The 25378-nt window shown below is 58.4% G+C and carries 27 protein-coding genes and 1 tRNA gene; 17 read left to right on the forward strand and 11 right to left on the reverse strand.

Annotated features, from left to right (window positions below):
• On the reverse strand, positions 1–173 hold a 173-nt coding region (locus tag PFY00_RS16665), incomplete at its 3' end, for a 2Fe-2S iron-sulfur cluster-binding protein (protein ID WP_271433878.1).
• A 264-nt stretch (positions 174–437) separates the two neighbouring features.
• Between PFY00_RS16665 and hrpB the strand changes: the two genes are divergently transcribed.
• The 5 genes from hrpB to PFY00_RS16690 all read left to right on the forward strand — a co-directional run bounded on the left by hrpB (position 438) and on the right by PFY00_RS16690 (position 7390).
• On the forward strand, positions 438–2885 hold the full coding sequence (hrpB, locus tag PFY00_RS16670; protein WP_271433729.1) for an ATP-dependent helicase HrpB: 2448 nt from the start codon (positions 438–440) through the stop codon (positions 2883–2885).
• 99 nt (positions 2886–2984) lie between these two features.
• Positions 2985–5177 carry a thiamine pyrophosphate-dependent enzyme gene (locus PFY00_RS16675; protein WP_271433730.1) on the forward strand — a complete coding sequence of 731 codons (2193 nt, stop codon included), beginning with the start codon at positions 2985–2987 and terminating at the stop codon, positions 5175–5177.
• Positions 5174–6058 (forward strand): SMP-30/gluconolactonase/LRE family protein, encoded by an 885-nt coding sequence (locus tag PFY00_RS16680; RefSeq protein ID WP_271433731.1) that lies wholly within the window; start codon positions 5174–5176, stop codon positions 6056–6058. Before PFY00_RS16675 ends, PFY00_RS16680 begins: the two co-directional genes overlap by 4 nt.
• 30 nt (positions 6059–6088) lie before the next feature.
• Positions 6089–6886 (forward strand): NAD-dependent epimerase/dehydratase family protein, encoded by a 798-nt coding sequence (locus tag PFY00_RS16685; RefSeq protein WP_271433732.1) that lies wholly within the window; start codon positions 6089–6091, stop codon positions 6884–6886.
• A 144-nt stretch (positions 6887–7030) separates the two neighbouring features.
• On the forward strand, positions 7031–7390 hold the full coding sequence (locus PFY00_RS16690) for a hypothetical protein (protein ID WP_271433733.1): 360 nt from the start codon (positions 7031–7033) through the stop codon (positions 7388–7390).
• Positions 7391–7399: 9 nt separating this feature from the next.
• On the opposite strand, the gene PFY00_RS16695 is transcribed toward PFY00_RS16690, so the two are convergent.
• The 4 genes from PFY00_RS16695 to PFY00_RS16710 all read right to left on the reverse strand — a co-directional run bounded on the left by PFY00_RS16695 (position 7400) and on the right by PFY00_RS16710 (position 10845).
• Positions 7400–8932 (reverse strand): ATP-dependent DNA helicase, encoded by a 1533-nt coding sequence (locus PFY00_RS16695; protein ID WP_271433879.1) that lies wholly within the window; start codon positions 8930–8932, stop codon positions 7400–7402.
• 126 nt (positions 8933–9058) lie between these two features.
• Positions 9059–9694, reverse strand: coding sequence for an acyl-homoserine-lactone synthase (locus tag PFY00_RS16700; RefSeq protein ID WP_271433734.1), 636 nt, complete (start codon positions 9692–9694; stop codon positions 9059–9061).
• A 128-nt stretch (positions 9695–9822) separates the two neighbouring features.
• Entirely contained in the window at positions 9823–10017 is a 195-nt protein-coding gene (locus tag PFY00_RS16705; RefSeq protein WP_271433735.1) for a hypothetical protein, read from the reverse strand.
• 63 nt (positions 10018–10080) lie between these two features.
• Positions 10081–10845, reverse strand: coding sequence for an alpha/beta fold hydrolase (locus PFY00_RS16710; RefSeq protein WP_271433880.1), 765 nt, complete (start codon positions 10843–10845; stop codon positions 10081–10083).
• A 156-nt stretch (positions 10846–11001) separates the two neighbouring features.
• On the opposite strand from PFY00_RS16710, the gene PFY00_RS16715 reads away from it, so the two are divergent.
• The gene (locus PFY00_RS16715) at positions 11002–11358 is read left to right on the forward strand and encodes a hypothetical protein (RefSeq protein WP_271433736.1); all 357 of its coding nucleotides are present in this window, start codon (positions 11002–11004) and stop codon (positions 11356–11358) included.
• 7 nt (positions 11359–11365) lie between these two features.
• Here the strand turns inward: PFY00_RS16715 and PFY00_RS16720 are convergent, their stop codons facing one another.
• Together PFY00_RS16720 and PFY00_RS16725 are read right to left on the reverse strand one after the other, a co-directional pair.
• Entirely contained in the window at positions 11366–12070 is a 705-nt protein-coding gene (locus PFY00_RS16720) for an NUDIX hydrolase (RefSeq protein WP_271433737.1), read from the reverse strand.
• A gap of 76 nt (positions 12071–12146) precedes the next feature.
• On the reverse strand, positions 12147–12536 hold the full coding sequence (locus PFY00_RS16725; RefSeq protein WP_271433738.1) for a DUF983 domain-containing protein: 390 nt from the start codon (positions 12534–12536) through the stop codon (positions 12147–12149).
• A 205-nt stretch (positions 12537–12741) separates the two neighbouring features.
• Between PFY00_RS16725 and PFY00_RS16730 the strand changes: the two genes are divergently transcribed.
• From PFY00_RS16730 to PFY00_RS16745, 4 genes are all read left to right on the forward strand, one after another.
• Complete coding sequence (locus PFY00_RS16730) at positions 12742–13236, forward strand: EF-hand domain-containing protein (protein ID WP_271433739.1); 495 nt, start codon at positions 12742–12744, stop codon at positions 13234–13236.
• Between the two features lie 76 nt (positions 13237–13312).
• A complete protein-coding gene (locus PFY00_RS16735; protein WP_271433740.1) occupies positions 13313–13915 on the forward strand; it encodes an RNA polymerase sigma factor in 603 nt (200 codons plus the stop codon).
• The gene (locus tag PFY00_RS16740) at positions 13899–14276 is read left to right on the forward strand and encodes a hypothetical protein (RefSeq protein WP_271433741.1); all 378 of its coding nucleotides are present in this window, start codon (positions 13899–13901) and stop codon (positions 14274–14276) included. Before PFY00_RS16735 ends, PFY00_RS16740 begins: the two co-directional genes overlap by 17 nt.
• 4 nt (positions 14277–14280) lie before the next feature.
• Positions 14281–14778 (forward strand): periplasmic heavy metal sensor, encoded by a 498-nt coding sequence (locus tag PFY00_RS16745; protein WP_271433742.1) that lies wholly within the window; start codon positions 14281–14283, stop codon positions 14776–14778.
• A 3-nt stretch (positions 14779–14781) separates the two neighbouring features.
• On the opposite strand, the gene PFY00_RS16750 is transcribed toward PFY00_RS16745, so the two are convergent.
• Complete coding sequence (locus PFY00_RS16750) at positions 14782–16242, reverse strand: diguanylate cyclase (RefSeq protein ID WP_271433743.1); 1461 nt, start codon at positions 16240–16242, stop codon at positions 14782–14784.
• Between the two features lie 107 nt (positions 16243–16349).
• Between PFY00_RS16750 and PFY00_RS16755 the strand changes: the two genes are divergently transcribed.
• From PFY00_RS16755 to PFY00_RS16785, 7 genes are all read left to right on the forward strand, one after another.
• Entirely contained in the window at positions 16350–16634 is a 285-nt protein-coding gene (locus PFY00_RS16755; protein ID WP_271433744.1) for a DUF3572 domain-containing protein, read from the forward strand.
• On the forward strand, positions 16631–17335 hold the full coding sequence (locus tag PFY00_RS16760; protein ID WP_271433745.1) for an HAD family hydrolase: 705 nt from the start codon (positions 16631–16633) through the stop codon (positions 17333–17335). Before PFY00_RS16755 ends, PFY00_RS16760 begins: the two co-directional genes overlap by 4 nt.
• Positions 17336–17440: 105 nt before the next feature.
• Positions 17441–19021, forward strand: a complete 1581-nt coding sequence (locus PFY00_RS16765; protein WP_271433746.1) for a trimethylamine methyltransferase family protein — start codon at positions 17441–17443, stop codon at positions 19019–19021.
• A 120-nt stretch (positions 19022–19141) separates the two neighbouring features.
• On the forward strand, positions 19142–20872 hold the full coding sequence (locus tag PFY00_RS16770) for a DUF4153 domain-containing protein (RefSeq protein WP_271433747.1): 1731 nt from the start codon (positions 19142–19144) through the stop codon (positions 20870–20872).
• 63 nt (positions 20873–20935) lie between these two features.
• Positions 20936–21526: a heme NO-binding domain-containing protein gene (locus PFY00_RS16775; RefSeq protein WP_271433748.1), complete on the forward strand. Its 591-nt coding sequence runs from the start codon at positions 20936–20938 to the stop codon at positions 21524–21526.
• A complete protein-coding gene (locus tag PFY00_RS16780) occupies positions 21523–22527 on the forward strand; it encodes a diguanylate cyclase domain-containing protein (protein WP_271433749.1) in 1005 nt (334 codons plus the stop codon). Before PFY00_RS16775 ends, PFY00_RS16780 begins: the two co-directional genes overlap by 4 nt.
• Before the next feature lie 61 nt (positions 22528–22588).
• A tRNA-Gln gene (locus PFY00_RS16785) sits at positions 22589–22663 on the forward strand.
• 109 nt (positions 22664–22772) lie between these two features.
• Here PFY00_RS16785 and PFY00_RS16790 read toward each other — a convergent pair.
• The 3 genes from PFY00_RS16790 to PFY00_RS16800 all read right to left on the reverse strand — a co-directional run bounded on the left by PFY00_RS16790 (position 22773) and on the right by PFY00_RS16800 (position 25250).
• Complete coding sequence (locus tag PFY00_RS16790; RefSeq protein WP_271433750.1) at positions 22773–23714, reverse strand: BKACE family enzyme; 942 nt, start codon at positions 23712–23714, stop codon at positions 22773–22775.
• Positions 23715–23734: 20 nt separating this feature from the next.
• Positions 23735–24553, reverse strand: coding sequence for an SDR family oxidoreductase (locus PFY00_RS16795; RefSeq protein ID WP_271433751.1), 819 nt, complete (start codon positions 24551–24553; stop codon positions 23735–23737).
• Positions 24554–24653: 100 nt separating this feature from the next.
• Positions 24654–25250, reverse strand: coding sequence for a TetR/AcrR family transcriptional regulator (locus tag PFY00_RS16800; protein WP_271433752.1), 597 nt, complete (start codon positions 25248–25250; stop codon positions 24654–24656).
• Positions 25251–25378: the final 128 nt, after the last annotated feature.

Here is a 25378-nt window from a genome sequence, read left to right on the forward strand (position 1 = left end):
TCAATCTCAACCATACAAGCACGACAGTTCCCGTCCGCGCGATAACCACCCTCAGGCTTGTGACACAAATGCGGAAGACGAAAACCACGACCAGCACAAACATCCCAAAGCGTCTGACCGGCTTCAGCCTCGACCATTTCGCCATCCAGCTCAAAACGGATTCGTTCCGACATCTGCGTCTCCCATTTGCTTGGACCAGACTAAACCATGATGCCTTCGATCCGCGTAGACCAATCCCGACGCCAAGGCGCGCATTTGCGCCCTGCCCGGTTTCCGATGCGCGCCATCGCGCCTCAAAAGAACGATATTGCCTGTTTCTTTGTGCCCCAAATATCCTCGGGGGTCTGGGGGGCGAGCCCCCCAGCAGCGACACAAAACGCCCCGGAGCATCACGCTGATTGCTTGCCGCGAGCAGACCAGACGCCCATAAAGCCGTCATGAACCGCCTGCCAATCGAAGCTGCCCTACCTGCTCTGATCGCCCATCTGCGCTCGGCCGGGCGTGCCGTTTTGCAGGCCCCGCCCGGTGCGGGCAAGACGACACGCGTTCCGCTTGCCATGCTTGAGGCCCAGTTGACCGATGGGCGTATTCTGATGCTGGAGCCGCGACGGCTGGCGGCCCGCGCCGCAGCGACACGCATGGCGCAAACCCTGGGTGAAAACCCGGGCGAAACTGTCGGCTATCGCATTCGTGGTGAAGCAAAGGTTTCGTCCGGAACCCGGATCGAAGTGGTCACCGAAGGCATTCTGACACGCATGATCCAATCCGACCCGGAACTGACTGGTGTTGGCGCTGTTCTTTTTGATGAATTTCACGAACGCTCTTTGAATGCCGATCTCGGACTAGCGCTGTGCCTTGAGATCGCGGGCGCGTTGCGGGATGATCTGATCCTTTTGGCCATGTCGGCAACACTGGATGCACAGCCCGTCGCTGATCTGATGCAAGCCCCGGTCGTGACCTCAGAAGGACGCAGTTTTGCGGTTGAAAACCGGTGGCTTTCGGTGCCCGTGCCCAAAACGCAACGGTTCGAGAATACCATGGTTGATCTGATCGTCCGGGCCGCTTCTGAAACTCAAGGCGGCATCCTCGCCTTTTTGCCCGGCGAAGGTGAAATCCGCAGGGTTGAAGCCGCGCTCAAGAACCGTCTCGCACCGGAAATAACAATTCACCCTCTGTTCGGGGCCATGCCCTTTGATGCCCAGCGCGCTGCGATCCGGCCAGCCAAGGACGGACGCAAACTCGTTCTGGCCACGTCAATTGCAGAAACATCGCTGACGATTGAAGATATCTGCGTTGTCGTCGATGGCGGCAGGGCGCGGCGCGCGCGTTTTGATCCCGGCTCTGGCATGTCGCGCCTTGTAACCGAAAGGGTCACCCGCGCCGAGGCCACTCAGCGCGCCGGCCGCGCGGGCCGGGTTGCACCGGGCGTGGCCTATCATCTTTGGACCAAGGGCGAGGAAGGTCGTCTGTTGCCTTTTCCTCCGGCCGAGATCGAATCCGCCGACCTTTCGGCATTGGCCCTCGAATTGGCTGTGTGGGGTGCCGGCCCTGAACAACTGCCTTTTCTGACCCAGCCAAACCAAGGCGCATTTTCCGAAGCTCAGAGCCTTTTGCAGATGCTCGGCGCTCTGGACCCGCATAAACGCATCACCGATCATGGACGCGTGCTTGCCAAACTGCCGCTGCATCCAAGGTTGGCGCATATGCTGGCGACCGCTGGACCAGAGGCCGCGCCACTGGCGGCCCTTTTGTCCGACCGTGATCCGCTTCAGGCAGCACCGGTTGATATTTCCCTCAGGCTAGAAGCGCTGAGGGACCCCAAGGCTTTTGCCCGCAATCGTCCCTATCAGATCAATCGGGCCGCCTTGGAACGTATTCGGGGTGAAACGGCACGGCTGCGCAAACTGGCAAATGCCCCTAAGGCATCCGCTCCGCTCAGCCCGGCAGAGGCCGCCGCACTCGCCTATCCCGACAGGATCGGATTGCACCGCAAGGGTAACGCCCCCCGGTTTCAACTGTCCAGGGGCAAAGGCGCCGTTCTCGACGAATCCGATCCATTGGCAGCCACCCGTTTGATTGTCGTCACCGATACCGACGGCGATCCACGCGAAGCCCGGGTCAGACAAGCCATCGCAATTTCAGAAGCCGAACTGCGTGATCTGTTCAAAGATCAACTGCATTGGTCGGAACACTGCGAATGGTCAAAGCGCGAACGCCGCGTAGTCGCACGGCGTCAGGAAATGTTGGGGCAGATCGCGCTTGATGACCGGATTTGGAAGGATGCCCCAACCGAGGCCGTGGCCAAAGCCATGCTGGACGGCGTTCGGGATATCGGTTTGCCCATCAGTGACGCCGCCCACCGGTTCATTGCCCGGGTCACCATTGGCCGAAACGGCGGCCTGGACTTGCCGAATATGTCCATCGACAGCCTAATGGATACGCTCGATGATTGGGTATTGCCCTATCTGGAAGGGATCAAAACAGCCGACGCCCTACGCAAATTCGACGTGCTGCCCGCATTGCGCGCACGGCTGGATTGGTCCCAGCAGCAGGCTTTGGATACGATGGTTCCCGCTCATTTCACGACGCCATTGGACCGAAAGGTGCCCATCGACTATTCCGGCGATCATCCGGAAATTTCCATTCGTCTTCAGGAAATGTTCGGACAGACAAGCCACCCCTCTGTCGCCGGGCAACCGCTGAAAGTTACGCTTCTTTCGCCCGCACAACGCCCTGTGCAGACAACTATGGATTTGCCGGGGTTTTGGGATGGTTCTTATTCCGACGTGCGCAAAGATATGCGTGCGCGATATCCCAAACACCCCTGGCCAGAGGATCCACGTCAAGCCGACCCGACACTACGGGCCAAACGGCGCGGAACCTAAGGCCCTGCCGGGACCTTCACATGCCCATGGCCTTGTCGCGTCACGCGTGATCTACTGGCGTTAAACAAACCACCGCCGCGTGCCTGCCAGAGGACATTCATGGACCGCGTACAGATTGTTCACGACAATTTTCTTTCCCGTACTGCCTCGGGCAATTTGCCAGACGGTCCGGCGCCATCGGGCCCGTTGCCACCGGAATTGGCGCTGGAGATCTTTCAGTCCGGCATCGAGTGCCGCGCGCTGGACCGGCAAAGCCGAAAGATGCAGGCAGCCGGTCAGGGGTTTTACACCATTGGCTCTTCGGGACACGAAGGCATGGCCGCCGTGGCCGCAGCGCTCAGGCCAACGGACATGGCCTTTTTGCATTACCGGGACGGTGCGTTTCAGCTACAGCGCGCCCGTCAGGTCGCGGATCAGGACATGGTTCGCGATATGCTCTTGTCCTTTGCCTGTTCGTCCGACGATCCGATTTCGGGCGGGCGGCATAAAGTTCTGGGATCGAAGTCCCTGAATATTCCACCTCAGACGTCGACCATTGCCAGCCATCTGCCCAAAGCCGTCGGCGCCGCCTATGCCATTGGCGCAGCGCGGCGTCATCGCCCGGAACATGCAAGTCTTCCAGACGACTGTATTGTCTTTTGCAGCTTTGGCGACGCATCGGCGAACCATTCCACAGCGCAGGGTGCTTTCAACACAGCCAGTTGGACCTCTGTTCAGGCCGCACCCTTGCCACTGCTTTTTTGCTGCGAAGACAATGGCATTGGCATCTCGACCAAAACACCCGAAGGCTGGATACGGGCCAGTTTCGAACACCGCCCCGGGCTCAGGTATTTTGCCTGCAACGGCTTGGACATCTACGACACGTACGCAACGGCTAAAGCCGCGTCAGACTATGTGCGCCAGCACCGAAAACCCGCGTTTTTGCACGTCCGAACCATTCGTCTTTACGGACATGCGGGCGCGGATGTGGCCACCAGCTATCTGCCGCTCACAGAGGTCGAAGCAGAAGAGGCGAACGACCCGCTGCTGCACTCGGCCCGTTTGCTAGACGCTGCAGGAGTTCTCAAACCAGACGTCGCCCGAACGCTTTACCAGGAGGCCGAAGCGCAAACCGCAAAAATCGCGCAATCAATCGCGGACCAGCCAAAACTGCGAACCGCGACCGATGTCATGGCCAGCCTGATCCCGCCTAAACGGGACTGCGCGCCCACCAATGGCCCGACCCCGGCAGACCGGGCCCGCCTGTTTGGCAAGGATCTGGACGCACAGCAGCAACCCCAGATCATGTCGCGCCTTATCAACTGGGCCATGACCGATCTGATGCTGCAACACGGTGAAATCGTGTTGATGGGCGAGGATGTCGGCAAAAAGGGCGGCGTGTATGGCGTTACACAAAAGCTGCAGGCGCGTTTCGGTCAGGACCGGGTCATCGACACCCTTCTGGACGAGCAATCCATCCTCGGACTGGCCATCGGCATGGCGCACAACGGGTTCGTGCCCATGCCCGAAATTCAGTTTCTGGCCTATCTGCACAATGCCGAAGACCAATTGCGCGGCGAAGCCGCCACCCTACCATTTTTCAGTAACGGTCAATACACGAACCCCATGGTGCTGCGTATTGCCGGGCTGGGTTATCAAAAAGGATTTGGCGGGCATTTTCACAACGACAATTCAGTGGCCGTTCTTCGCGATATTCCCGGACTGATCCTTGCCGTCCCGTCAAACGGAGCTGACGCAGTCATGATGCTGCGCGAAGCGGTTCGGCTGGCCAGAGAAGAACAGCGCGTCGTGGCATTTCTGGAGCCGATCGCGCTCTATCCAATGCGGGATCTGCATTCCTCCGGAGATGGCCTTTGGATGCACAGCTACCCCGACCCGAGTGAGAATATCAGCTTGGGGACCGTCGGACAGCACGGCGACGGCACAGATCTGGCCATCGTAACCTTTGGCAATGGAACCTACCTGACGCATCAGGCCCTTCCCGACCTTGAAGAACAAGGCATTCGGGCCCGCGTTATCGATCTGCGTTGGCTGTCACCCTTGCCCAAGGACGCCCTGACCAAAGCCACAAGTGGCTGTCAGAATATCCTGATTGTCGATGAAACCCGGCATTCCGGTGGTGTCGCCGAAGCTCTGATGGCTCATTTTTCCGAGACATCGCCTGCCCGGCTGCATCGATTGACCGCCGATGACAGTTTTATTGCCACGGGTCCGGCATATGCCGCCACGATGCCATCCAAAGACAGCATCGCACGTGCTGCCCTCGACATGATTGCAGGAGCCACTGAATGAGCATCAAAATCGAATGCGTTGCCGACACCAAAAGCGGCATCGGCGAAGGCGCCGTTTGGGACGTGCGCACGCAATCTTTGTGGTGGGTCGATATTCCCGCTGGGTTCATTCATCGATTTGATCCGGACACGTCGCAAAACCAGACATGGGAATGGGGCGAGCCGGTGGGGTGTCTTGCCCTGCGTGAAAACGGCGGTTTGGTTTTGGCCACCAAGACAGGCTTTTGGTTGTTTGATCCTGAAAGCGGTGAGCGCCAGCACATAACAGATCCTGAGCCGGATCTGCCCGGCAATCGATTCAACGATGGCACAACCGACGCTCAGGGCCGGTTTTGGGCCGGGTCCATGCAGGACGACGGCACGCCCCAAAAGCGCCAAGGCACGGTATACTGTCTGGACACGGACCTGACGGTCAAACCGTGGCGCACAGGGATGTTCACACCCAATGGCATGGCGTTTTCGCCGGATGGATCGCGGATGTATCTGTCAGACAGCTATCCCGAGGTGCGCCAAATCTGGTCCTTTGATTATGATCAGCAAACCGGAGAGCCGGGCGTGGAACAGACGTTTTTCGACACCCGTGCTGTAAACGGGCGACCGGATGGCGGAACTGTGGACGAAGACGGCTGCTACTGGCAGGCCGGTGTGAGTGGCTGGCAATTGTACCGCCTGTCACCTGAGGGAGAGGTTTTGGCCACGATCGATATGCCCGTTGAAAAGCCGACCAAACCCATGTTCGGTGGGGCCAATCTTGACGTGCTGTACGTCACCTCAATCGGGATAGGACTGACCAAAGGATCAAATCAACCATTTGCTGGCGGGCTGTTCGCAGTCACCGGGCATGGCACACGCGGCGTGCCGCAAACGCGATTTGCCGGTTAGATCCACGGCACCCAAAATGGAGAAGCGATCATGCTGAAAAAACTGTTGATCACCGGCGCAAACGGAACTCTGGGCCGCCTGTGCCGAGAGCGGATGCACCCATTTGCGGAAACACTGCGCATCAGTGATTTGGGCGATTTGGGTGACGCCGCACCTCATGAAGAGTTGGTTGCCTGCGATCTGGGCGACAAAGCCGGGGTCGAGGCACTGGTGGAGGGGTGCGATGGCATCATCCATTTGGGCGGACAGTCGACCGAAGGAACTTGGGACGCGGTTCGGCATGCCAACATCGAAGGCGTTGCCAATCTCTATGAGGCGGCCCGCAAATCCAGCGCGCCGCCAAGGATCATATTTGCGAGCTCCAATCATGCCATCGGGTTCTACAAGCAGGATGAAAATCTGGACGCCCACGCCACAACCCGTCCGGATTCGCTCTATGGTGTCTCGAAGGTTTTTGGCGAAGCCATGGCCAGTCTCTATCACGACAAATTCGGTATCGAGACCGCAAGCATTCGCATCGGATCATGCTTTCCAGAGCCAATCGATCACCGCATGCTGGCCACATGGCTCAGCTTTGACGACTTTATCCGGTTGATCGAGCGCATTTTTATCGTGCCGCGTTTGGGCTGCCCCATCATCTATGGTGCATCGAACAATGTCGGGACTTGGTGGGACAACACTGCTGTGCAGTACATAGGCTGGACCCCTCAGGACAGCTCGGAAGGTTTCCGTGCAAAACTGGACGCGGCCATGGAACGGCCTGACAAGAACGACCCAAGAGCACTGTACCAAGGCGGCACCTTCTGCTCGGACGGCATCCACGAGTGATCCCGTCCGCTTGAATCTGCGGGTTTTTGGGCGGCGAACGCGATCGATGATTGATCGCACGCCCTCTTTGCTGCAAGATGCACCTTGAGGGCAGACAGCCGATCAGACGGGAAAACCCGCGACGGCGTTTGAAAGACAGGTGACATGAAAGTTTTTGGTTTTCTCATTCTCAGCGCGTTCGCGCTGGCGGCCTGTGGTGGCGGCGGTGGCAATCGCGTCGAACGCAGCTATGGCGGTGCGGCAGCACAGTTTTCTTCAGGTCCGATTTCATCGGCCTGTTTGCGCGCGAACCGAAAAGCCGCCAACAGGCGTCTTTGTGGCTGCATTCAAAGTGCGGCAAACCGGGATCTGTCTGGTGCCGATCAACGCATGGCTGCCCGGTTCTTTGCGGAACCACATCAGGCACAGGTTATTCGCCAGTCGGATCGCGGAACGCATGAAGCGTTCTGGAAACGGTACAAGGCTTTCGTTGCCCGCTCTGAACGCATCTGTAAGGGGCTCTGAGAGCCCTGATCAGCCCTCTGGCTGCTCGGCTTCAAGCGCCAAGGGCGCAGGGGTTCCACTCAGATCATCCACACGCAGCATTCCCGTGGGTCGCGCAAGACGATTGCGCACCACCCAATGCAGACGTTCCTGCGCGCGCGTGATCGCGACATAGGCAAGCCGTTTCCACAAAGGCTGGCCAGCTTCGCTGCGCCCCATACGCGCCGCGGCATACAAATCTGGCGCAAAAACCTGCACGTCTTCCCACTGGCTGCCCTGCGCCTTGTGAATGGTCACCGCTGCGCCATGCAGGAACGTTGCACCCATACGGGCAGCAAAGGGAATAAACGGCTCTTCTTCGTCCGGCTTTTCGATTTTGACAATCGAGGCAGCAGAGACCTGCGGCTCTTCTGCGCCAATGACATGCAATCGGGAAAACCCTGTTTTGCGTCCGGGGCCTAGATAGACGACCTGCGCGCCCTTGATCAGTCCGCGTGCTTCAAGATCCAGCCGCTTCTTCCGATGTTTCAAGGGCAGCTCTATTCCGTCACAGATCAGCGGCTCTCCGGGCAACAGTTCTGTTTCAGGCGCAGAATGCACTGCCCGAAACGCATTGATCAGCCGGATACGCGTTGCGTTGCGCCAAACCAGCACCGGACTACGCGCCATCAGGTCCACTTCTACCCGTTGCGCATAGCGGACCCTGTCATCCTGCGCGGCACGTTCTTCGATCATGCGTTCGAAATCATCAAACTGCAGCGCCGGGTCTGCCAAGGCATGTGCCAAATCAAGAATTGGATTGTCCGCCTCCTGGCGGTGAATGCGGTGCAGCTCCAGTTTCTGCGTGGTTTTCAGCGTATCGAAAACCATTTTCCCAGACTGGTTGACCGGCGCCAACTGGGCCGGGTCACCAAAGATGACGAGGTTTGGGAAAATCTCCTGAAGGTCTTCGAACTGGCGCTCGTCCAACATGGATGCTTCGTCGACCAGCCCAATATCCAATGGGTCTTCGCGCCGCTTCCAACCGGTAATGAAATCACTTCCGCGCAACCCCGCTGCCGCCAGAGCGGCCGGAATCGACTTGTGCCCTTCGTAAGACAGGCGCGCACGTTCCAACAGCTCGTCGGTCAGACCTTCGATCTCGGGTTTTTCGGCCTGCCCCATCAACCATTCCGCAATCCGTTCGTATTCGGGATCGTAGACCGGCGTGTAAAGTATGCGGTGAATGGTGGTCGCTGGCACGCCGCGCATACGCAGAACAAAGGCCGCCTTGTTGGTGGGTGCCAAAATCGCCAGCGTCCGGCGATCCTTGCGTTTTCGGCCTTCCCAGTCGCCCGAAACGGTTTCAACACCCGCCGCCTCCAGCGCTTTGACCAATTCGGCCAGCAGGAGGGTTTTGCCGCTACCGGCTTTGCCCATAAGTGCCATGACCTTGCCCCGCCCCTCTTGGGCAGGAAGGCACAAACCATCCTCCAGATTGACACCGGCATCACGCAAAAGATCGGCCACCGCATCGAATGCAGCGGCCTGATCGTCGGAAAATGTCAACGCAGGAACGGTCATGCGCGCGACAGTATCTGCGCCACCCGGCGGCCACCAGCCGAAAACGCGCCCTGAATTCATGCTCGTGTTACCCCGGGTGCTTCGCTGCGCCGTCATGCATCGGCGCGATCCACCTGCGGCTGAATATCAGGCCACAGCGCGCGCTATTTTCCGTTTCCTGCCAAAGGACAATTCGAACCACCGGCGCGACAATTCAGGTGAAATGTCGGCACTTTTCGAAACGCGCGCCTGCGCTTGGGGCGAAAAGCCCCACAGGCCGACACTGATCTTTTCACGCCCCATACCCTGCGCGCCGACCACATCGGGGCTGGCCCCGATACGGCGGTAGATCCGAACCATGCGCGCATCGAAAACACCGACGAAATGCTCTATGCCAAAGTGGCGCATGACTTCTCCGCCCGCCAGCATCAGGGCAGCCGCAACGCCCGGCGCCACGCCACGCGCCAGACAAAACCGCGTGCACTCCCAGATCAGCGGGCTTTGGATGCGCACACCCTCTGTCAGATGCAAAAAATGATCGTTCACCATGGTCCGGCCCGTAGTCGGCAACAGCCGCATCGAGCCCCCGTGGCGACCATCGGGCTGTTCCCAGATCACATAAAGCGGGTTCAGGGCGTCGTAGGCGTCGACCTCCCGGCCCTGTTCGTCCAGATCAACTTGCCACCCCAATCGGGTGTGAAACTGGTCAGCCCGGTCTTCAAACATGCTGCGTGAAAGGTCTGGAAATTTGTGCAGTTCTTTTCCGTAGATGTAGCGGATCACTGGCCTTCTCCATGCTGGACGCGATGGAGAAAAGGCTGGGCATGCCCGCTTAACACGATGTGAACCGGTCGGTCGGCGGCCTTAATGCTAGCAGAAGCGGCCCGACCGCCCGTTTGGCAACAGCCCGGTTAGCCGATGATCCCGCGCAGAACGGGCAAAAGTGTCACCGCAACGACACCGACGATTGCACCGACAATCAACCTGACTGGCGCAGATCCCAAACGAGGACCAGCCAATCCCAGCAAGCCGCAAACCGCCGCATAAAAAATCAAGGCGAATGGATCCATGATCGGTTTTCCAATTCTCGTTAGCATCCCAGCCATGGCCGAAACGCTATGAACTCAGCTCAGTGTATCAAAAAACCGATCGTTCGGCCACGTTTGTGCTCAGAGCGTCATGTCGAGAAAGGCGCGGACCGACTCTTCGAAAGCGCGCGGTCTTTCTGCATGGAGCCAGTGTCCGGCATTCGCCATGCGGGCAAACCGTGCTTTTGGGAACAATTCGCGGATTTTGGGGCGGTAGTCTCGCTTTACATAGTCAGACTCAGCCCCCGACAAAAACAAGGTGGGCCCATCAAAATGGCCGCTGACCTCTGGAAAGCCCAAAATATTTGGCATCTGTTCAGCCAACGCATCGAGGTTCAATCGCCAGCGCTTGTTCTTGATATCCAGAGACTGCGTGAAAAATGACTGTAGGGTCTTGTCGTCCACGCTCTGCGCGAGCTGATCCGTCGCATCCGAGCGCCGCTCAACCTGCGACAGATCCACAGATTTCATCGCCGCGATGAACTGTGACTGGTCGTGGCTGTAGGCAACAGGGGCAATGTCGGCCACGATCAACCGCTGGATCAACTCTGGCCGTTTCAGAGCCATCACCATGGCCGCCTTGCCGCCCATTGAATGCCCGACAACATCTGCCTTACCGCCGTGTGCGTCGATCACTTCGGCCAGATCATCGGCCATGGAAGGATAGTCATGCGTATCAGACCAAAAACTGTCGCCGTGATTGCGCATGTCCGGTGTCAGAACCAGCCTGTCGCCACCCAACCGTTTGGCGATCACACCCCAATTCCGACCCGAACCATAGAGCCCGTGAACGATCAAAAGCGGCGGGCGCGCGCTTTCGGTTCCTTGCGTCAAGACATTCAACATGTGTCGAGTGATACGGCCAATGCCGACGAGGTTCCAGTCCCGCAAGGCCCCGTAAAAGATCAATTGTTTCGTTTCTGGAAACACTCTGGCCGCAAGCCAGCGCTGTCTTACGCCTGTAAATGGCCATAAGATGCAACCATGGGGCTGAATAATAGTGTGTCCAAACGGAACGCCCGTTTGGAGCGTATGTTGCATAAACGATTGGGATTGTCGCGCGGCGATCTGGCGACGCGGACAGCGCGCGCTCGTGGGCTTTTGCCCAAGGCGGTCAAGCGTGATTTGCTGACCGTTGCCGAGGCCGCACGCCTGTCAGGCAACCCTAGGATTGCACCTCAGATTGATGGAACGCGGGTCGACGCGGCCTATAGACGCGCTGTGGCGCATCTGTATGGTCCAGACGTGACGGCCAAACGCAGCAGATGGCGGATCGGAGTTGTTGCTGGCCTGATGACGAACCTTGCCATTGCAATGGCCATGGTCGGTGCCGTGCTGGTCTGGCGCGGCATTATCTGATTTCCGGCTAGCCCGGGTCTCTCTTGCCGCGCAGCCTCAGGAACAGGCTCTCTTCGTCATCGTTACGGAAGAACGGCACGGAATCCGGCGGGGACATGTCTGTGACACGGGCCGCGATCTCAGCCAACACCACTTCGGTGATAAACGGCATGTCAATTCGGCGAACCTGATCCAGTTCAACCCACTGCAGATGGCTCAGCTCGTCCGACGCTGCCGAAAAATCATCGGGGTCTGTTGCAAGATCATCTGCATCCACGAGGAAAAAGCGGGCATCAAACCGGCGCGGACGGCCCGGAGGTGTGATTGCCCGAAACACGAATTGCAGCATGTCAGCCGCCGGGCGATGGCCTGTGCCAGCAAAATCCAACCAATCGGTAGGAACCTTGCCCGGCCATGGCCCGGGCTGACCCAAAACCTGACCGGTTTCTTCGAATAGTTCCCGAACTGCCGCCACACCCAATGCGCGTGCAATGCCCGGTTCTGCATCCTGGGCGAGCCGGTCAGAACACAGTGGCGGCAACGGCCGGGCCAACGGGACTTTTGCATCATCCGCATCCACCGCACCGCCCGGAAAGACGAATTTGTTCGGCATAAACGCCGCCTTTGCGCCGCGCTGCCCCATCAAGACCTTGGGTTGACGTGTTCGGTCGCGCAAAACGATCACGGTCGCAGCATTGCGAATGGCCGTCTTGTCGATCATCGGCTGTGTCATGCCTGTTCCGTGCCCCTGTTGTTTGACGCCGCGCACGGAGCAATCCCGGCGCGGTCTTCGGCGTCACAATGGCACGCTATGACGTTTGGGAAAACCCGTGCAAACCGCGCGCCCACTGAAAGGCAATCATCGCCCCTTTCAGTCTTGGCAACAAATAAAGCGACAAGCCCACACAGAGCACGGCAAAGATCGTGAACAGGATCAGTGGCTCCGGACGCCATGTGGTGAAGGCAATGTGCAAGCCCGGCGCCATCAGGTGGCCGACAATCAGGATCGTCAGATAAGCCGGACCGTCATCGGCCCGGTGATGATGCAACTCTTGGCGGCACACCGGGCAGGCATCACGCACCTTGAGGTAGCCCCGCATCATCGGACCCGTGCCGCAGTTCGGGCACTTGCGACGCCACCCCTTCCAGACTGCTGGCCAGGTTTCGCGCTGCTCTATGGTATTGACTGAATCGCTCATCACGTCCTCAACGTTTGTGGCAGCAAGATGAGGGGCCAGCGCGGTTTGTGTAAGTGTTCAGATTGTCCTTGCGTCTGGATGTCGCGCAAGACAGCCCAAAAATCTTTTTTCATTTTTTTCGACGGGAACCCTGATCAGCCGCGTGAAACCTGTATCGACGCCCAGAACAGGGCATTCGGAAACGCGAAACACAGGAGATCGCGAGATGAAAAAAGCATATTTGATGACAGGCACTCTGATCGTAGCAATGGGCGCAGCCAGCTTGGCGATGGCGCACGGCGGCAAGGAACGCGGTGGCGAACGGGGTCAAATGCGCGGCGCAGCGATGTTCGAGGCAATGGACACAAACGGCGACGGCAAACTGACCCAAGCCGAAATTGACGCTTACAAGGCCAAGCGCTTTTCAGAAGCGGACGCGGATGGCGACGGATTTCTGAGCCCCGAAGAAATGGCCGCACAGGGCGAAAAGAAAAATGACGAGCGCCGGGCCAAACGCGCCACGCGTATGATCGAACGCCTTGATGCCAACGAAGACGGCAAACTGTCTGCAGAAGAACTGGACGCCCGTGGTCCGGGTAACCTGATCGAAAAAGCGGACAAAGATGGCGACGGCGCCGTAACGCTCGAGGAACTGCGCGAAGCCCGCATGGACATGCGTGATAAGCGCGGCAAAGGCTGGAAAAAGCGCGGCGACAACTAATGCGTCTGGGCTGCCCGAGGCGCCAGCCAACGGGCAGCCCATTGCGCAACTTCGCCTGAAAGGCTAGCGCTTGGGAATGCAGCGGATGCCCTTTGACGCCATGAGTGATCGCGATGACGAGGACCTGTTGGCGCTCTATGCCACAGGTGACGCCGCTGCGGCGCGCGTGTTGACGCAAAGGCTGGCCGGGCCAGTCTATGCGCACGCCGTCAGAATGCTGGGCGGTGACCGATCCGAAGCGGAAGACGTCACACAGGATGCGTTGCTGCGGCTGTGGCGTGCAGCGCCCAGCTGGCGCAAAGGAGAAGCCAAGGTCAGCACCTGGCTGTATCGTGTGACTGCAAACCTCTGCATTGACCGGTTGCGGAAGCGCAAGGATGGGCCCGCGCTGGACGCCATACCCGAGCCGGAAGACGGCACACCGTCGGTGAACGCGAGAATGCAAACGAAGGCGCGAAACGACGCGCTGCAGGATGCGCTCATGCAATTGCCGGACCGGCAGCGTCAGGCGGTTGTGCTGAGACATATCGAAGGTTTGGGCAATCAGGAAATTGCACAGATCATGGACATTGGCCCGCGCGCAGTCGAAAGTCTGACCGCGCGGGGGAAAAAGGCACTGCAGGACCTGCTGGCAGGCCGCCGCGATGAATTGGGGTTTGAAGATGAAGACGCCACCTGACACATCCTTGACCGCTCAGCCGAGCGCTGAGTTCGATGCCGAACTGGACGATTTGTTTGCCGCGGCGAAACAGACCCCGGCCATGCCCGACCAGGGATTCCTTGCCCGGCTCGAAGCGGACGCGCTGGCGCAAATGCCCGCGCCTGCCCTGCGGGTCCGGCAAAGTTTGTGGCAGCAGATTTCCGAGGTAATTGGGGGCTGGAAGGGTATCGGCGGACTTGCCACAGCCTGTGCCGCAGGGCTCTGGTTGGGCATCAGCCCGCCCTCAGGCATCGAAACACTCATAATCGAGGCGATGGGCGGCGAAACGCTGAACGTCGATCCGCTCAGCAGCTTCGACTTTGCAATGATGGAAGGCTGACGTCATGGCCCCAACTGAAACCGACACACCGAAACGTGGAACGCGGCCTTGGGTCAAGGGTTTGCTGTTCGCCTCGCTTGCCTTGAACCTTCTGGTGGTGGGCCTCGTGGCGGGCGCGGTGATAAACGGCGGCCCTCCGGGCAAGCGCGATGCCGGATACCGCGATGCGGCCGGCCCTTATATGCGTGCCTTTTCCGACGATCAGAGACGAACGCTGCGCAAGAACCTGCGCGACGGCTTCAAGGCCGGTCGTGATGGGCGTCCGGCGATCATGGCCGGTTATCAGCAGGGCATCGCCGTGCTGCGTGCCGACCCGTTCGACCCCAAGCCACTCGAAGAGATCCTGACCGAACAGGCACGCTCTGGCGAAGAACGTCGCCTGATCGCTCAGGGCGTCATGATCGAGTTTATCGCTCAGATGGATGCTGCCGAGCGTCAGGCGCTTGCCGACAGGCTCGAAGAACAGATCAAACGCTTCAAGGGGCGCAAAAAGCGCGACTGACGGTCAAAGCCCGGCGGTTTTGGTCGCTATGATCGAATTGCGAACAAGTTTGGATTGAGGCCTCGTCCCTTCGGAGGGCAGCAGGACCGGTCGACCAAGATCCGAAACCACAACTCCATTCCGCCCCTGCGCCTTGGCGCGATACAATGCGCGATCGGCGTATTCGATCAAACCGTCCGGATCCAATGCATCGTTTGGTGACCCCAGCGCGACCCCAATGCTCAGCGTTACTTGCAATGATCGCCCATCCTGAACCGTGACCGTCCGTTCGCTGATCGACCGGCACATACGCTCTGCCGCAGCGCGCGCAGCGCGCCGGTCCGTATCCGGCAACACGATCAGAAATTCTTCACCCCCATAACGTGCCAGCATGTCAGGCGCGCGCAGGTTTGCGTGCAGGCGCATGGCCAGTTCCTTCAGCACTTCATCCCCGCAGGCATGGCCATAGTGATCGTTGACCCGCTTGAAATGATCCACGTCGGCCAACATGACCGCAAAGGAGCGGCGCTTTGAATGTGCGTTTTCAGAAAGACGTTTCAGATGCGGCATCGCATAGCGGCGGTTGTAAAGCCCGGTCAGCGGGTCAATGACAGCTGCACGCAGACCGTCCTGCATATCAGACCGCAACCGGTCGCTCACGCGTTTGCGCATGATTTGCCGGTCTATGCGCAACGCCAGTTCCAAAGGTTCAGGCCCGGTTAGCAACAGATCATTTGCCCCCATGTCCAGCGCACTGGCTGCCTCGCGCCGCTGATCCGGCTGCGCCACGTAAATCATCGCCGCATTTCGCGTACCGCTGTTGGCGCGCAGTTGTGGCAGCAGGGTCAGGCCGGCACCGCCGCTGTCCTTGGACTCGAAAAGCACCACAACGTCCGGTTTGTCCTCTCCATTGCGCAGAAAGTCGTCAGCGGACCGGACCGAGACATGATGCGGCAATCGCTGTGCCAATGCTTCACAAATTTTCCGCAAGGATTTCCGGCGCTCTGTCGCGGCCACCAGAAATACCCGGCCCGGTGATGCAAAGGGTTCAGCCGTTTCCGCCATCCCCAATGCCCGCCTCGTGTCGTCGCGCAATTGCAACTCGGTCTCAGCATCGCGGGCACGCAGCAACGACCGCAAACGTGCCAGCAAAATCATATCATCAATTGGACGGGGTAAAACATCGTCTGCGCCCGCGGAAACCACGGCCAGCCTGTCTTCCGGTTTTGCACCAGCACCAACCACGATAACGGGAATCGATTTTCCAAGAGGGTGATTTCGCAGCGATTGGCAAAAGGTCTGACCATCCATGTCACCGGGATCGCAAGCACAGACGATCACGTCCGGGCGTGTGGTTGCCAAACTGCCAAGAGCAGCCTTTCCAGAGGACGCTTGCAAAACCTCGTAGAACGCAGAGGCCAGTTTGACCCGCATCACGATGCGGTTCGTCGGGATCGGATCAATGATCAGGATGCGCCCTGACATGCTTACCTCACTGACTATTGCGAGCGCTGCAAGACCGCATGCCCGTCTTTACTAAGATCGAGAATTGGTGAATTTAGGTTAAGAAACCGTTTCGGAAGCACTGAAAAATGTCCCTATCGCAGGAATCTGCCGAAATGATCGGCCTCAAGGCGGTTGCATGGCTGGCCAGCAATGATGAACTTTTGCCCGTTTTCATGGGCTCGACCGGAGCCACGGAAGATAATTTCCGGGCCGGATTGGAAGACCCGGATTTCCAAGGGTCCGTTCTGGATTTTCTGATGATGGACGATGCTTGGGTCGTCGCCTTTTGCGACGAAAATGGCTTGGCCTATGACCAACTCATGATGGCGCGCCATGCTTTGCCGGGCGGCGGTCAGGTGCATTGGACATGAACCGTTCCTCGATCCGGGCGGTCCTTTTCGACAAGGACGGCACTCTGTTCGACTTTGGAGCCACGTGGAACGGATGGGCTGGGCGGCTGATATCCAAAATGTCGGATGGCGATGCGGAACTGGCCCAACAATTGGCGCAGGCGTGCCGCTATAATCTGGAAACCAAATCCTTTTTCCCGGACAGCCCGGTGATCGCAGGCACCAATCGAGAAGCAGCGCAGTGTTTCACCGATATTCTGCCCCAGTTCACGCTGGAAGAGCTAGAGACCCGTCTCGCGGACGAAGCCGCCAATGCCGATCTTGTGCCAGCCGTACCGTTGCCCCCCCTCTTGAACCGGCTTCGAGCCGCTGATCTGCGCCTCGGTGTGATGACCAACGATACCGAACGTGCTGCGCGGGCCCATTTGAACAAGGCCGGGATTACCGACCTTTTCGACTTTGTAGCCGGTTTCGACAGCGGCTATGGCGCCAAACCGGACCCGGACCCTCTGCTGGCATTCGCCACTCACTGTGGCCTCAAACCCAGTCAGGTTCTGATGGTCGGGGACAGCAGCCATGATTTGATCGCGGCGCGCGCCGCAAGGATGAGTGCCGTTGGTGTCCTGACCGGTCTGGCCAGCAGAGCCGATCTTGACCCGTTTGCCGATGCCGTGCTTCCGGACATCGGGCATTTGCTGGACTGGCTGTCCATCACGGTCTGAAAAGCAAACCCGCACAACCAAAGAAAACGACGATCTTTGTCGTTTTCGAACAGGCAAGTGCCGCATCCCAAGTGTCTGCTATTTGCAAGACAAGGAGCACCCGGTATGACGCAAACGCCTGCATCCCCACCCGCAAGAAAAGAACGCAAGCGCCGCAGCGGCGGCCGGGCCGGCAATGCGGAACGTCGCGGCGGTGCCGCTATTGAGCAAATGCCTTGGCGGCAAATCGTCAATCGGGATCGCCCGACAGAGCCCATGCCCCCAGAAGGTGTAGAGCGGATGCACAATGCCGCCATGCACATCCTCGAAGAAATCGGCATTGAATTCCTCAACGAAGAAGCCGCGGACATCCTGCGAAAGGCCGGCTGCACGGTGAACGGCGAAAACGTCCGGATGGGGCGCGAGATGGTGATGGAATATGTTGCCAAGGCCCCGAAACAGTTCACCATCACACCGCGCAACCCTGATCGTGAAATCACGATTGGCGGCGGGCACATTGCTTTTGGCAACGTCTCGTCGCCCCCCAACTATTGGGATCTCGAAATCGGTAAAAAGGTGTCCGGCACGCGCGAGCAATGCCAGAATCTTTTGAAGCTGACCCAGTATTTCAACTGCATCCACTTCGCGGGCGGATACCCGGTCGAACCCGTAGATGTGCACGCCAGCGTCCGTCACCTTGATGTGCTCTATGACAAGCTGACACTGACCGACAAGGCCATGCACGCCTATTCACTGGGCGCCGAGCGAGTCGACGATGTAATGGAAATGGTTCGCATCGCGGGCGGGCTGAGCCACGAGGAATTCGAGGCAACGCCGCGAATGTACACCAACATCAATTCCACCTCACCGCTCAAACACGACCATCCGATGATGGATGGCTGGATGAGACTGGCGCGGCGTGGTCAGGCGCTCGTGGTAACGCCCTTCACGCTCGCCGGTGCCATGGCTCCAGTGACAATGGCGGGTGCCGTCGCGCAATCTCTTGCCGAAGGGCTTGCTGCGATTGTGCTGGCGCAGATCATCCGGCCAGGCGTGCCATGTGTGATCGGCACCTTTACATCGAACGTAGACATGAAATCCGGCGCACCAGCCTTTGGTACGCCGGAATACATGCGCGCAACCCAGATGACTGGCCAGATGGCACGCTATTATGGTTTGCCGATGCGATCCTCGGGTGTCTGCGCAGCCAACGTGCCTGACGGACAAGCCATGTGGGAAACCGAGCACAGCCTTTGGGCGTCGATCCAGTCGGGCACCAATATGGTCTACCATGCCGCGGGCTGGCTCGAAGGCGGCCTGATTGCGAGCCCGGAAAAATTCGTGATGGATTGCGAAGTCCTTGGTCAGATGCAGCGCTATATGGATCCCGAAATCTGGGACACCTCGGACACATCTCTGGCGCTCGATACGATTGAAGAGGTCGGGCCTTATGGCCACTTCTTTGGTTGCCAGCATACACAAGACCGCTACACCACCGCATTCCACCAACCCTTTGTTTCCGATTGGAAAAACTACGAAGCATGGGAAGCCGCCGGCGGCGTTTGGACTGCAGAGCGCGCGCATCACATCTACAAACGCATCATCGCCGAATACGAACCACCCGCCATGGACGATGCAATCCGCGAAGAACTGGCCAGCTTTGTAGAACGGCGCAAGCGTGAAGGTGGTGCGCCCACTGACTTTTGATCTGACGCAAAAATCAGGCGCAGGTCCGCTGGTTCGCACCTTGCAATAGTTCCTGACCTTGCAGAGCATGCCCCCGCGCGCAAAGCTGGTGCTGTAACGCGATGTGAAAGGTTGACTAAGGTGGACAAGGCAACTTCAACCGGCTCTTTGTGGGCCATCCTGATGGCCATTGGCGCTTTGGCCGGTGTGTCCGGTTGGTGGCTGATCGACCAATCCATGGATGCGGGGCTGCAAGAACGCACAGTTCTGGCTGCCAGCGCTTTTTGTTTTGCTTTCTTTTTCTGTGTCGCCGCCCTGACAGGACCAATCAATGTCTTGCGCACGCTAATCCCGGCTGCCTGCCTGGCCGTAATGTTAGCCGGGTTGCTCTGGAACGCGTCTTTTCGGCATGAGAGCATCGATGACTATCTGTCCATGGTCTATCCGGGGGTGGGCTATGGGATGGCCTTGCTCATTCTCACACCGTTTCTGTCTGCCGGGTTACAACGGGCCGGCGGTTGGCGGGACTATCCCGCCCTGTTTGGAACCAGTTGGCAAATTATCGTTCGGTTTGTAGCAGCCCTGATTTTCACGGCCTTGTTCTGGGGACTGCTGTCACTGTCGGACGCATTGCTCAGCATTGTCGGCTTGGAGCTGTTGGATTTCGTTACCAGATTCGACGCGGTTGTCTGGGCTTTGACCGGGGCCGTATTCGGCTTGGCATTGGCCGTGGTGTTCGAGCTTTCCGACTACATTTCGCCTTATCTGATCCTGCGGTTACTGCGCCTGTTTCTTCCTTTGGTTTTTGCGGTCAGCCTGATCTTCACAATTATGCTGGCGATCCGCGGATGGGATGGATTGCTTGGTGGGCTGTCCCCTGCTGCAACGCTGACCGCATTTGCCATCGCTGCAATCGTTCTGGTGACGATCACCGTAGAGCGCGACCAACAGGACGCGGTTCGCGCACCCTTTATGCGCGGGTGCGTTCAGGGGATGGCGCTGCTCGTCCCAATCCTGGGGGGGCTGGCCCTCTGGGCAATCTGGTTGCGGGTTGTGCAATATGGCCTGACCCCGACCCGGCTGATGGCACTGACGATTGCAGGCGTGGTTCTGGCGTATGGTCTGGCATTCGGGCTTGCGGTGCTGTTGCGCGCGGGATGGATGTCACGCATCCGCGACGCGAATATCTGGCTTGCACTGCTGTGCGCCGCGACCTGCCTTGTCTGGATCAGTCCCTTGCTAAAGGCCGAGACACTCTCTGCCCGGTCACAACTGGACCGAGGTCTGGCTGGTGCAGATATCGATCAGCTGCCGATCGCGCAGCTCGCGCATGATTGGGGCACAGCGGGCAAAGCCGCATTGGCGCAGCTGAAACAGGCAAAACCCGAAATGGTCGCGGCTATTGATAGAGCCGCGGAACGAAACAACGACCAAGCAACCGTCACACAATCCGATCTTGCGACAATAGCCGCAGCGATACCCATTTATCCGCTAGGCGACCCTCTGCCTCCCGCAAGCTTTTCCGACTTGAGTGCATTTGTCGTGACCCAGTGGATCGCCTCATGCGAAAACGCTCTTCTCAGCGGGGATCCCGGATGCGCCCTGTATCTGGCCGCCTTCACAGACAGCGGCGAGGCGGAACAAGCGTTGCTGTTCATTCGCTCCGGTAGTGGAAATTTCTCGACCCGCGCCTTGCGGCTACGCGACGGCAAACTGGTTTTCGCAGGAGACGTCGTCACCCGCGGAGGGTTTGGAGCGCGCAACATCACGGAAGCTGACTTGCAGGCCCTTCACGATGGCGCAGCGAAAATGGTGACCCCGGACTGGAAAGTGCTGAGACTGGGAGAGCATGAAATCTTTCCGAACAATTGAGTACGTTTCACCATTCTTAACCCATTTGCCGGATGGTCAGGCCATCCATCACGGGGTTTCGGTATGCATGGTTTGGTGTTGCGAACGATCCAGGTTTTTATAACGGACACTTACGGGCCGCAGGCCTGGAAAGACACGGCTGCGCTGGCGGAACTGGACAGCGCAGACATCGAGGCGATGTTGCAATACCCTCCCGACATACCGGAACGATTGTTATCCGCCGCATATGCCGTTCTTGCAAAACCCGGGGATGCATTGCTGGAAGATGTGGGCACCTACCTCGTGACACATCCCAACAGTCAGGCATTGCGCCGGTTGCTGCGTTTCGGCGGCACAGACTTTATCGAATTCCTGCATTCGCTCGACGATCTGCCGGACCGCGCCAGATTGGCAGTGGCCGATCTCGTCCTTCCGGATCTGGAACTTTTGGATCATGACAACGGCAGTTTCGATTTGCGGATCGGGGCGAGCTTGCCCGGATTTGGCGCCGTGATGCTTGGCGTATTGCGTGCCATTGCTGACGACTACGGCTCATTGGCATTGCTGGACCACTCCCGCCTCGCACAAGGGGAGGAAATGATCCACATAACAGTCGTCGACACCTCATACGCAGAAGGCAGGGAATTCGATCTATCCGCCAAGGTGCCGGGATGACGATTTCACGTGATACTCTGCACACGCTGTGCCCGCTTCACGCCTTGCTTGACCGCCATGGAAGGATTGTTCAGGCCGGACCAACCTTGATCAAACTCTTCGACAGCCCCGTGCAAGGTGAACGATTCCTCGATCTCTTCGAGGTTTATCGCCCACGCGCCGTCACGGCGATGGCCGGACTGCTGCAAACCGAAGGACGCAAACTGCATCTGCGGATCAGGCTAGGAAAACGCACCTCTCTCAAGGGTGTTCTGTTTCCAGCGGCAAACGGCGGCGCTTTGATCAACCTATCCTTCGGGATCGCCGTGGTTGACGCAGTGCGCGATTTTTCCCTGACCGGTAATGATTTTGCGATCACCGATCTGGCGATAGAAATGCTTTACCTTGTCGAAGCAAAGTCAGCCGCCATGGATTCGTCCCGCCGCCTGAATACCCGCCTGCAAGGGGCCCGCTTGGCGGCAGAAGAACAGGCCTTCACCGATACCTTGACCGGATTGAAGAACCGCCGCGCGCTTGACCATATTCTGGAACGCCTCAAACGCACTGGTTCTGATTTCACGGTCATTCATCTCGATCTCGATTTTTTCAAACAGGTCAACGACACCGATGGCCATGCAGCCGGTGATCGGGTTTTACAGTGTGTCGCGCGCACCATGGTGGAACTGACGCGCAAGGATGACACCGTTGCCCGGGTCGGCGGCGATGAATTTGTGATCGTTTTGCCAAACGCAATGGAACGCGAACGTCTGCAGGCTCTGTGCAGTCAACTCATCCAACGAATCGAGGCCCCGATCCTGCACGACGGCAAAGCCTGCCATGTTTCCGCAAGCATCGGAATTGCCCGCACGATGGGCAAACCTGTTGAGCTGGAAACCCTTTCGGAACAAGCAGACATCGCGCTCTATGCTTCAAAACGCGCTGGAAGAGCCCGATTTACCTTTTTTGACGACACGCAAAAGGCCACTCTGAGCCAACAGACCAGCGCCATCGCCGGTGAGTAGCATTTTTCGCAAAGTTGGGTCTTGATCCCGGAAAAACCGCGTCGTAAGTAGCGCTTCACGTTGGGGTGTAGCCAAGTGGTAAGGCAGCGGTTTTTGGTACCGTGTATCGTAGGTTCGAATCCTACCACCCCAGCCACAATCTCGCAGCTTGATCTTCCACTGGGTTCGCAATACGGCCAGACATTTGGCATGTCCCGACGCACGGCAATTACAATCAAAGCGCCTTCCGTCGCCCAGAGGCGAATTCAAAATGCCACGTGGTCCCCACCTTTGAGGCCTAGAATTTCGCGGGCTTCGTCAGGTGTCGCAATGTCCAGTCCCAATCCTTCGACAATGGCGCGGATTTTTCGAACTTGAACCGCATTGGATTTCGCCAATTCTCCGCGGCCCGCCCACAGGCTGTCTTCGAGGCCCACCCGGACATTTCCGCCCAGCGTTGCGGCCTGCGTCGCGATCCTGAATTGGTTCGCCCCAGCACCCAGAACCGACCAACGGTAGTCATCCCCAAAAAGACGGTCTGCGGTTCGCTTCATGTGCAGGACGTCTTCATGGTGCCCACCGATGCCACCCAGAAGGCCAAAAACCGACTGGACAAAAAACGGCGCCTTGACCAAACCACGATCCGCGAAATGCGCGAGATTGTAGAGATGGGATGTGTCGTAACATTCAAACTCAAACCGCGTTCCATTGCCGTAGCAGGTCTCCAGCACATATTCGATATCGGCAAACGAGTTGCGAAAGACGAGGTCTCTCGACCCCTCAAGGTGTTCTCGTTCCCAATCGTGCTGAAAGTCTCTGTAGCGATTCAACATCGGATAAAGACCGAAATTCATGGAACCCATGTTGAGCGATGCCAACTCGGGCTGAAAACGCGCAGCAGGCGCTGCGCGTTCCGCGACGGTCATGTATGGACTGCCACCGGTGGTGATATTGACCACCGCGTCTGTGCCTTGCTTGATCCGGGGCAAAAAGGCGGCAAAGCCTTCTGGGCTTTGGTCGGGGCGTCCATCCCCATGCCGGGCGTGAAGGTGCAGGATTGCGGCCCCCGCCTCGGCCGCCGCCAACGAATCCGCTATGATTTCGTCAGGTGTCACGGGCAAATGCGGCGACATCGATGGCGTATGAATGGCACCCGTCACCGCGCATGTGATGATCACCTTGCCTGCCTGCCTCTTGTCCTTGCTCATATTACACCGTCCATTCGAGGTTATAGTGTTTCGACATTGCCATCGACGGCCAGCGATTGGCCCGAAAGGTTTCCGCCCGCGTCTGAAATCAGGAATGCGACCGTTGCAGCCACGTCGTCCGGGGTCACCATGCGGCGCATTGAGATATTCTTCAGATAGTCATCCTTCATGGCATCATAACTGACGCCCGTGGCGCTGGCGCGATCCCGGATCACCTTGTCCATTCTGGGGCCTTCTACGATCCCGGGCAGGACGGCATTGACACGAATATTGTCGGGGCCGAGTTCCTTGGCCAGACTTTGGGTTAAACCGATGACTCCGAACTTGGCTGCTGAATAAGGGGTGCGATAGGCATACCCGTGTTTTCCTGCCGCAGATGCCATATTGACCAGAGCGCCTCCACCGGCCGCCTTGATCATCGGGATGGCCCGACGTGCGCATAGAAACTGCCCAGTCAGGCAAATATCGATGCAGCGCCGCCAGTCCTCGGGTGCCAGATCCTCCAGATTTCCGGTTGGGCCCGCTATTCCGGCGTTGTTCACCAGCGCATCGAGCCTGCCAAAAGCCTGATTGATCGCATTGAAAAACGCATCCACGGCCAGATCGTCCGAAACATCCGCCTTAACAGCGAGACAGCCGGTCAATGTCTCGCGGGCGGCATCCAATGCTCTGGCATCCACATCACAAATCGCGATTTTCGCGCCCTGCCCGTGAAACACCCTCGCGATGCTATAGCCGATCCCGCTCGCTCCGGCGGTGATCGCGACAATTTTTCCCGCAAGGCCGGGCAGCCGCATCGCCTCAGGCGCTTTGCGATCATCGGTCGATCGTTCTGTCATGTTTCCCCCTTTTGCCAACATATGGCACCGCGCCCCCAAAACACATGGACAGGCCCCGCCCTTGGCGCGCCACGTTCGATCAAGGATCAGTCTACACGGTTCAGGGATTTTGGGGAGTAACACCTGCCATTGCGCAGATCAGGTCAACATGTGTCTCCAGCCACATCGCATCCAGCGCTTTACCAGACATGCATTTCCTGAAGTAAGGAACGGAAATTGCGAATTCGATCATTTGCTCCACGGGGGCATCCGCAGCGATCTCTCCGCGTGCGATCGCACTGTCAAAGATAGAGCGCACATTCACGCTTCGATCCCGAACCCATTTTTCAAGCAGGTCTTTCGCCTGCTCGTCAACGGCTGCCGTGCCTATGACTTGCGGCGCGATCTTGCCCCATGGTGTTTCGTTCAAGGACGACACCAAAGTGCCCAATATCCAGAGCAGATCGTCGCGAAGCGTTCCATCCGCAGGCTTGATCGATTTCTTTCGCCCACCGCGCGTGGCCCGGGCAAAGGCCGTATTTCGCAGCGCGTCCAGTTTGGGCCAGTGCCTGTACAAGGTACTGCGGGAAATCCCCGTTTCCCGACATATCCCCGCGTGCGTCACCGCCAGCACACCTTGTGTTTCCAGCAAATGCAGCGCGGCATCCAAAGCGCGTCTGCGCGTGGCGTCCAAACGGGGGTCAGCGGGTTTATCCATAGGTTTTGTTTACATCACGAACCACGGAAATGAAACGGATTGCACTCTTGCGGTACAACTTGTTGCATAGCGATACACTTTGCACTATTTCCGATCGATATCCAAAGTTTCCGCAAGGGCGTGGCGAG

Origin of the sequence: Thalassococcus lentus (genome assembly GCF_028023555.1) — a bacterium.
Lineage (GTDB): Bacteria > Pseudomonadota > Alphaproteobacteria > Rhodobacterales > Rhodobacteraceae > Thalassococcus_A > Thalassococcus_A lentus.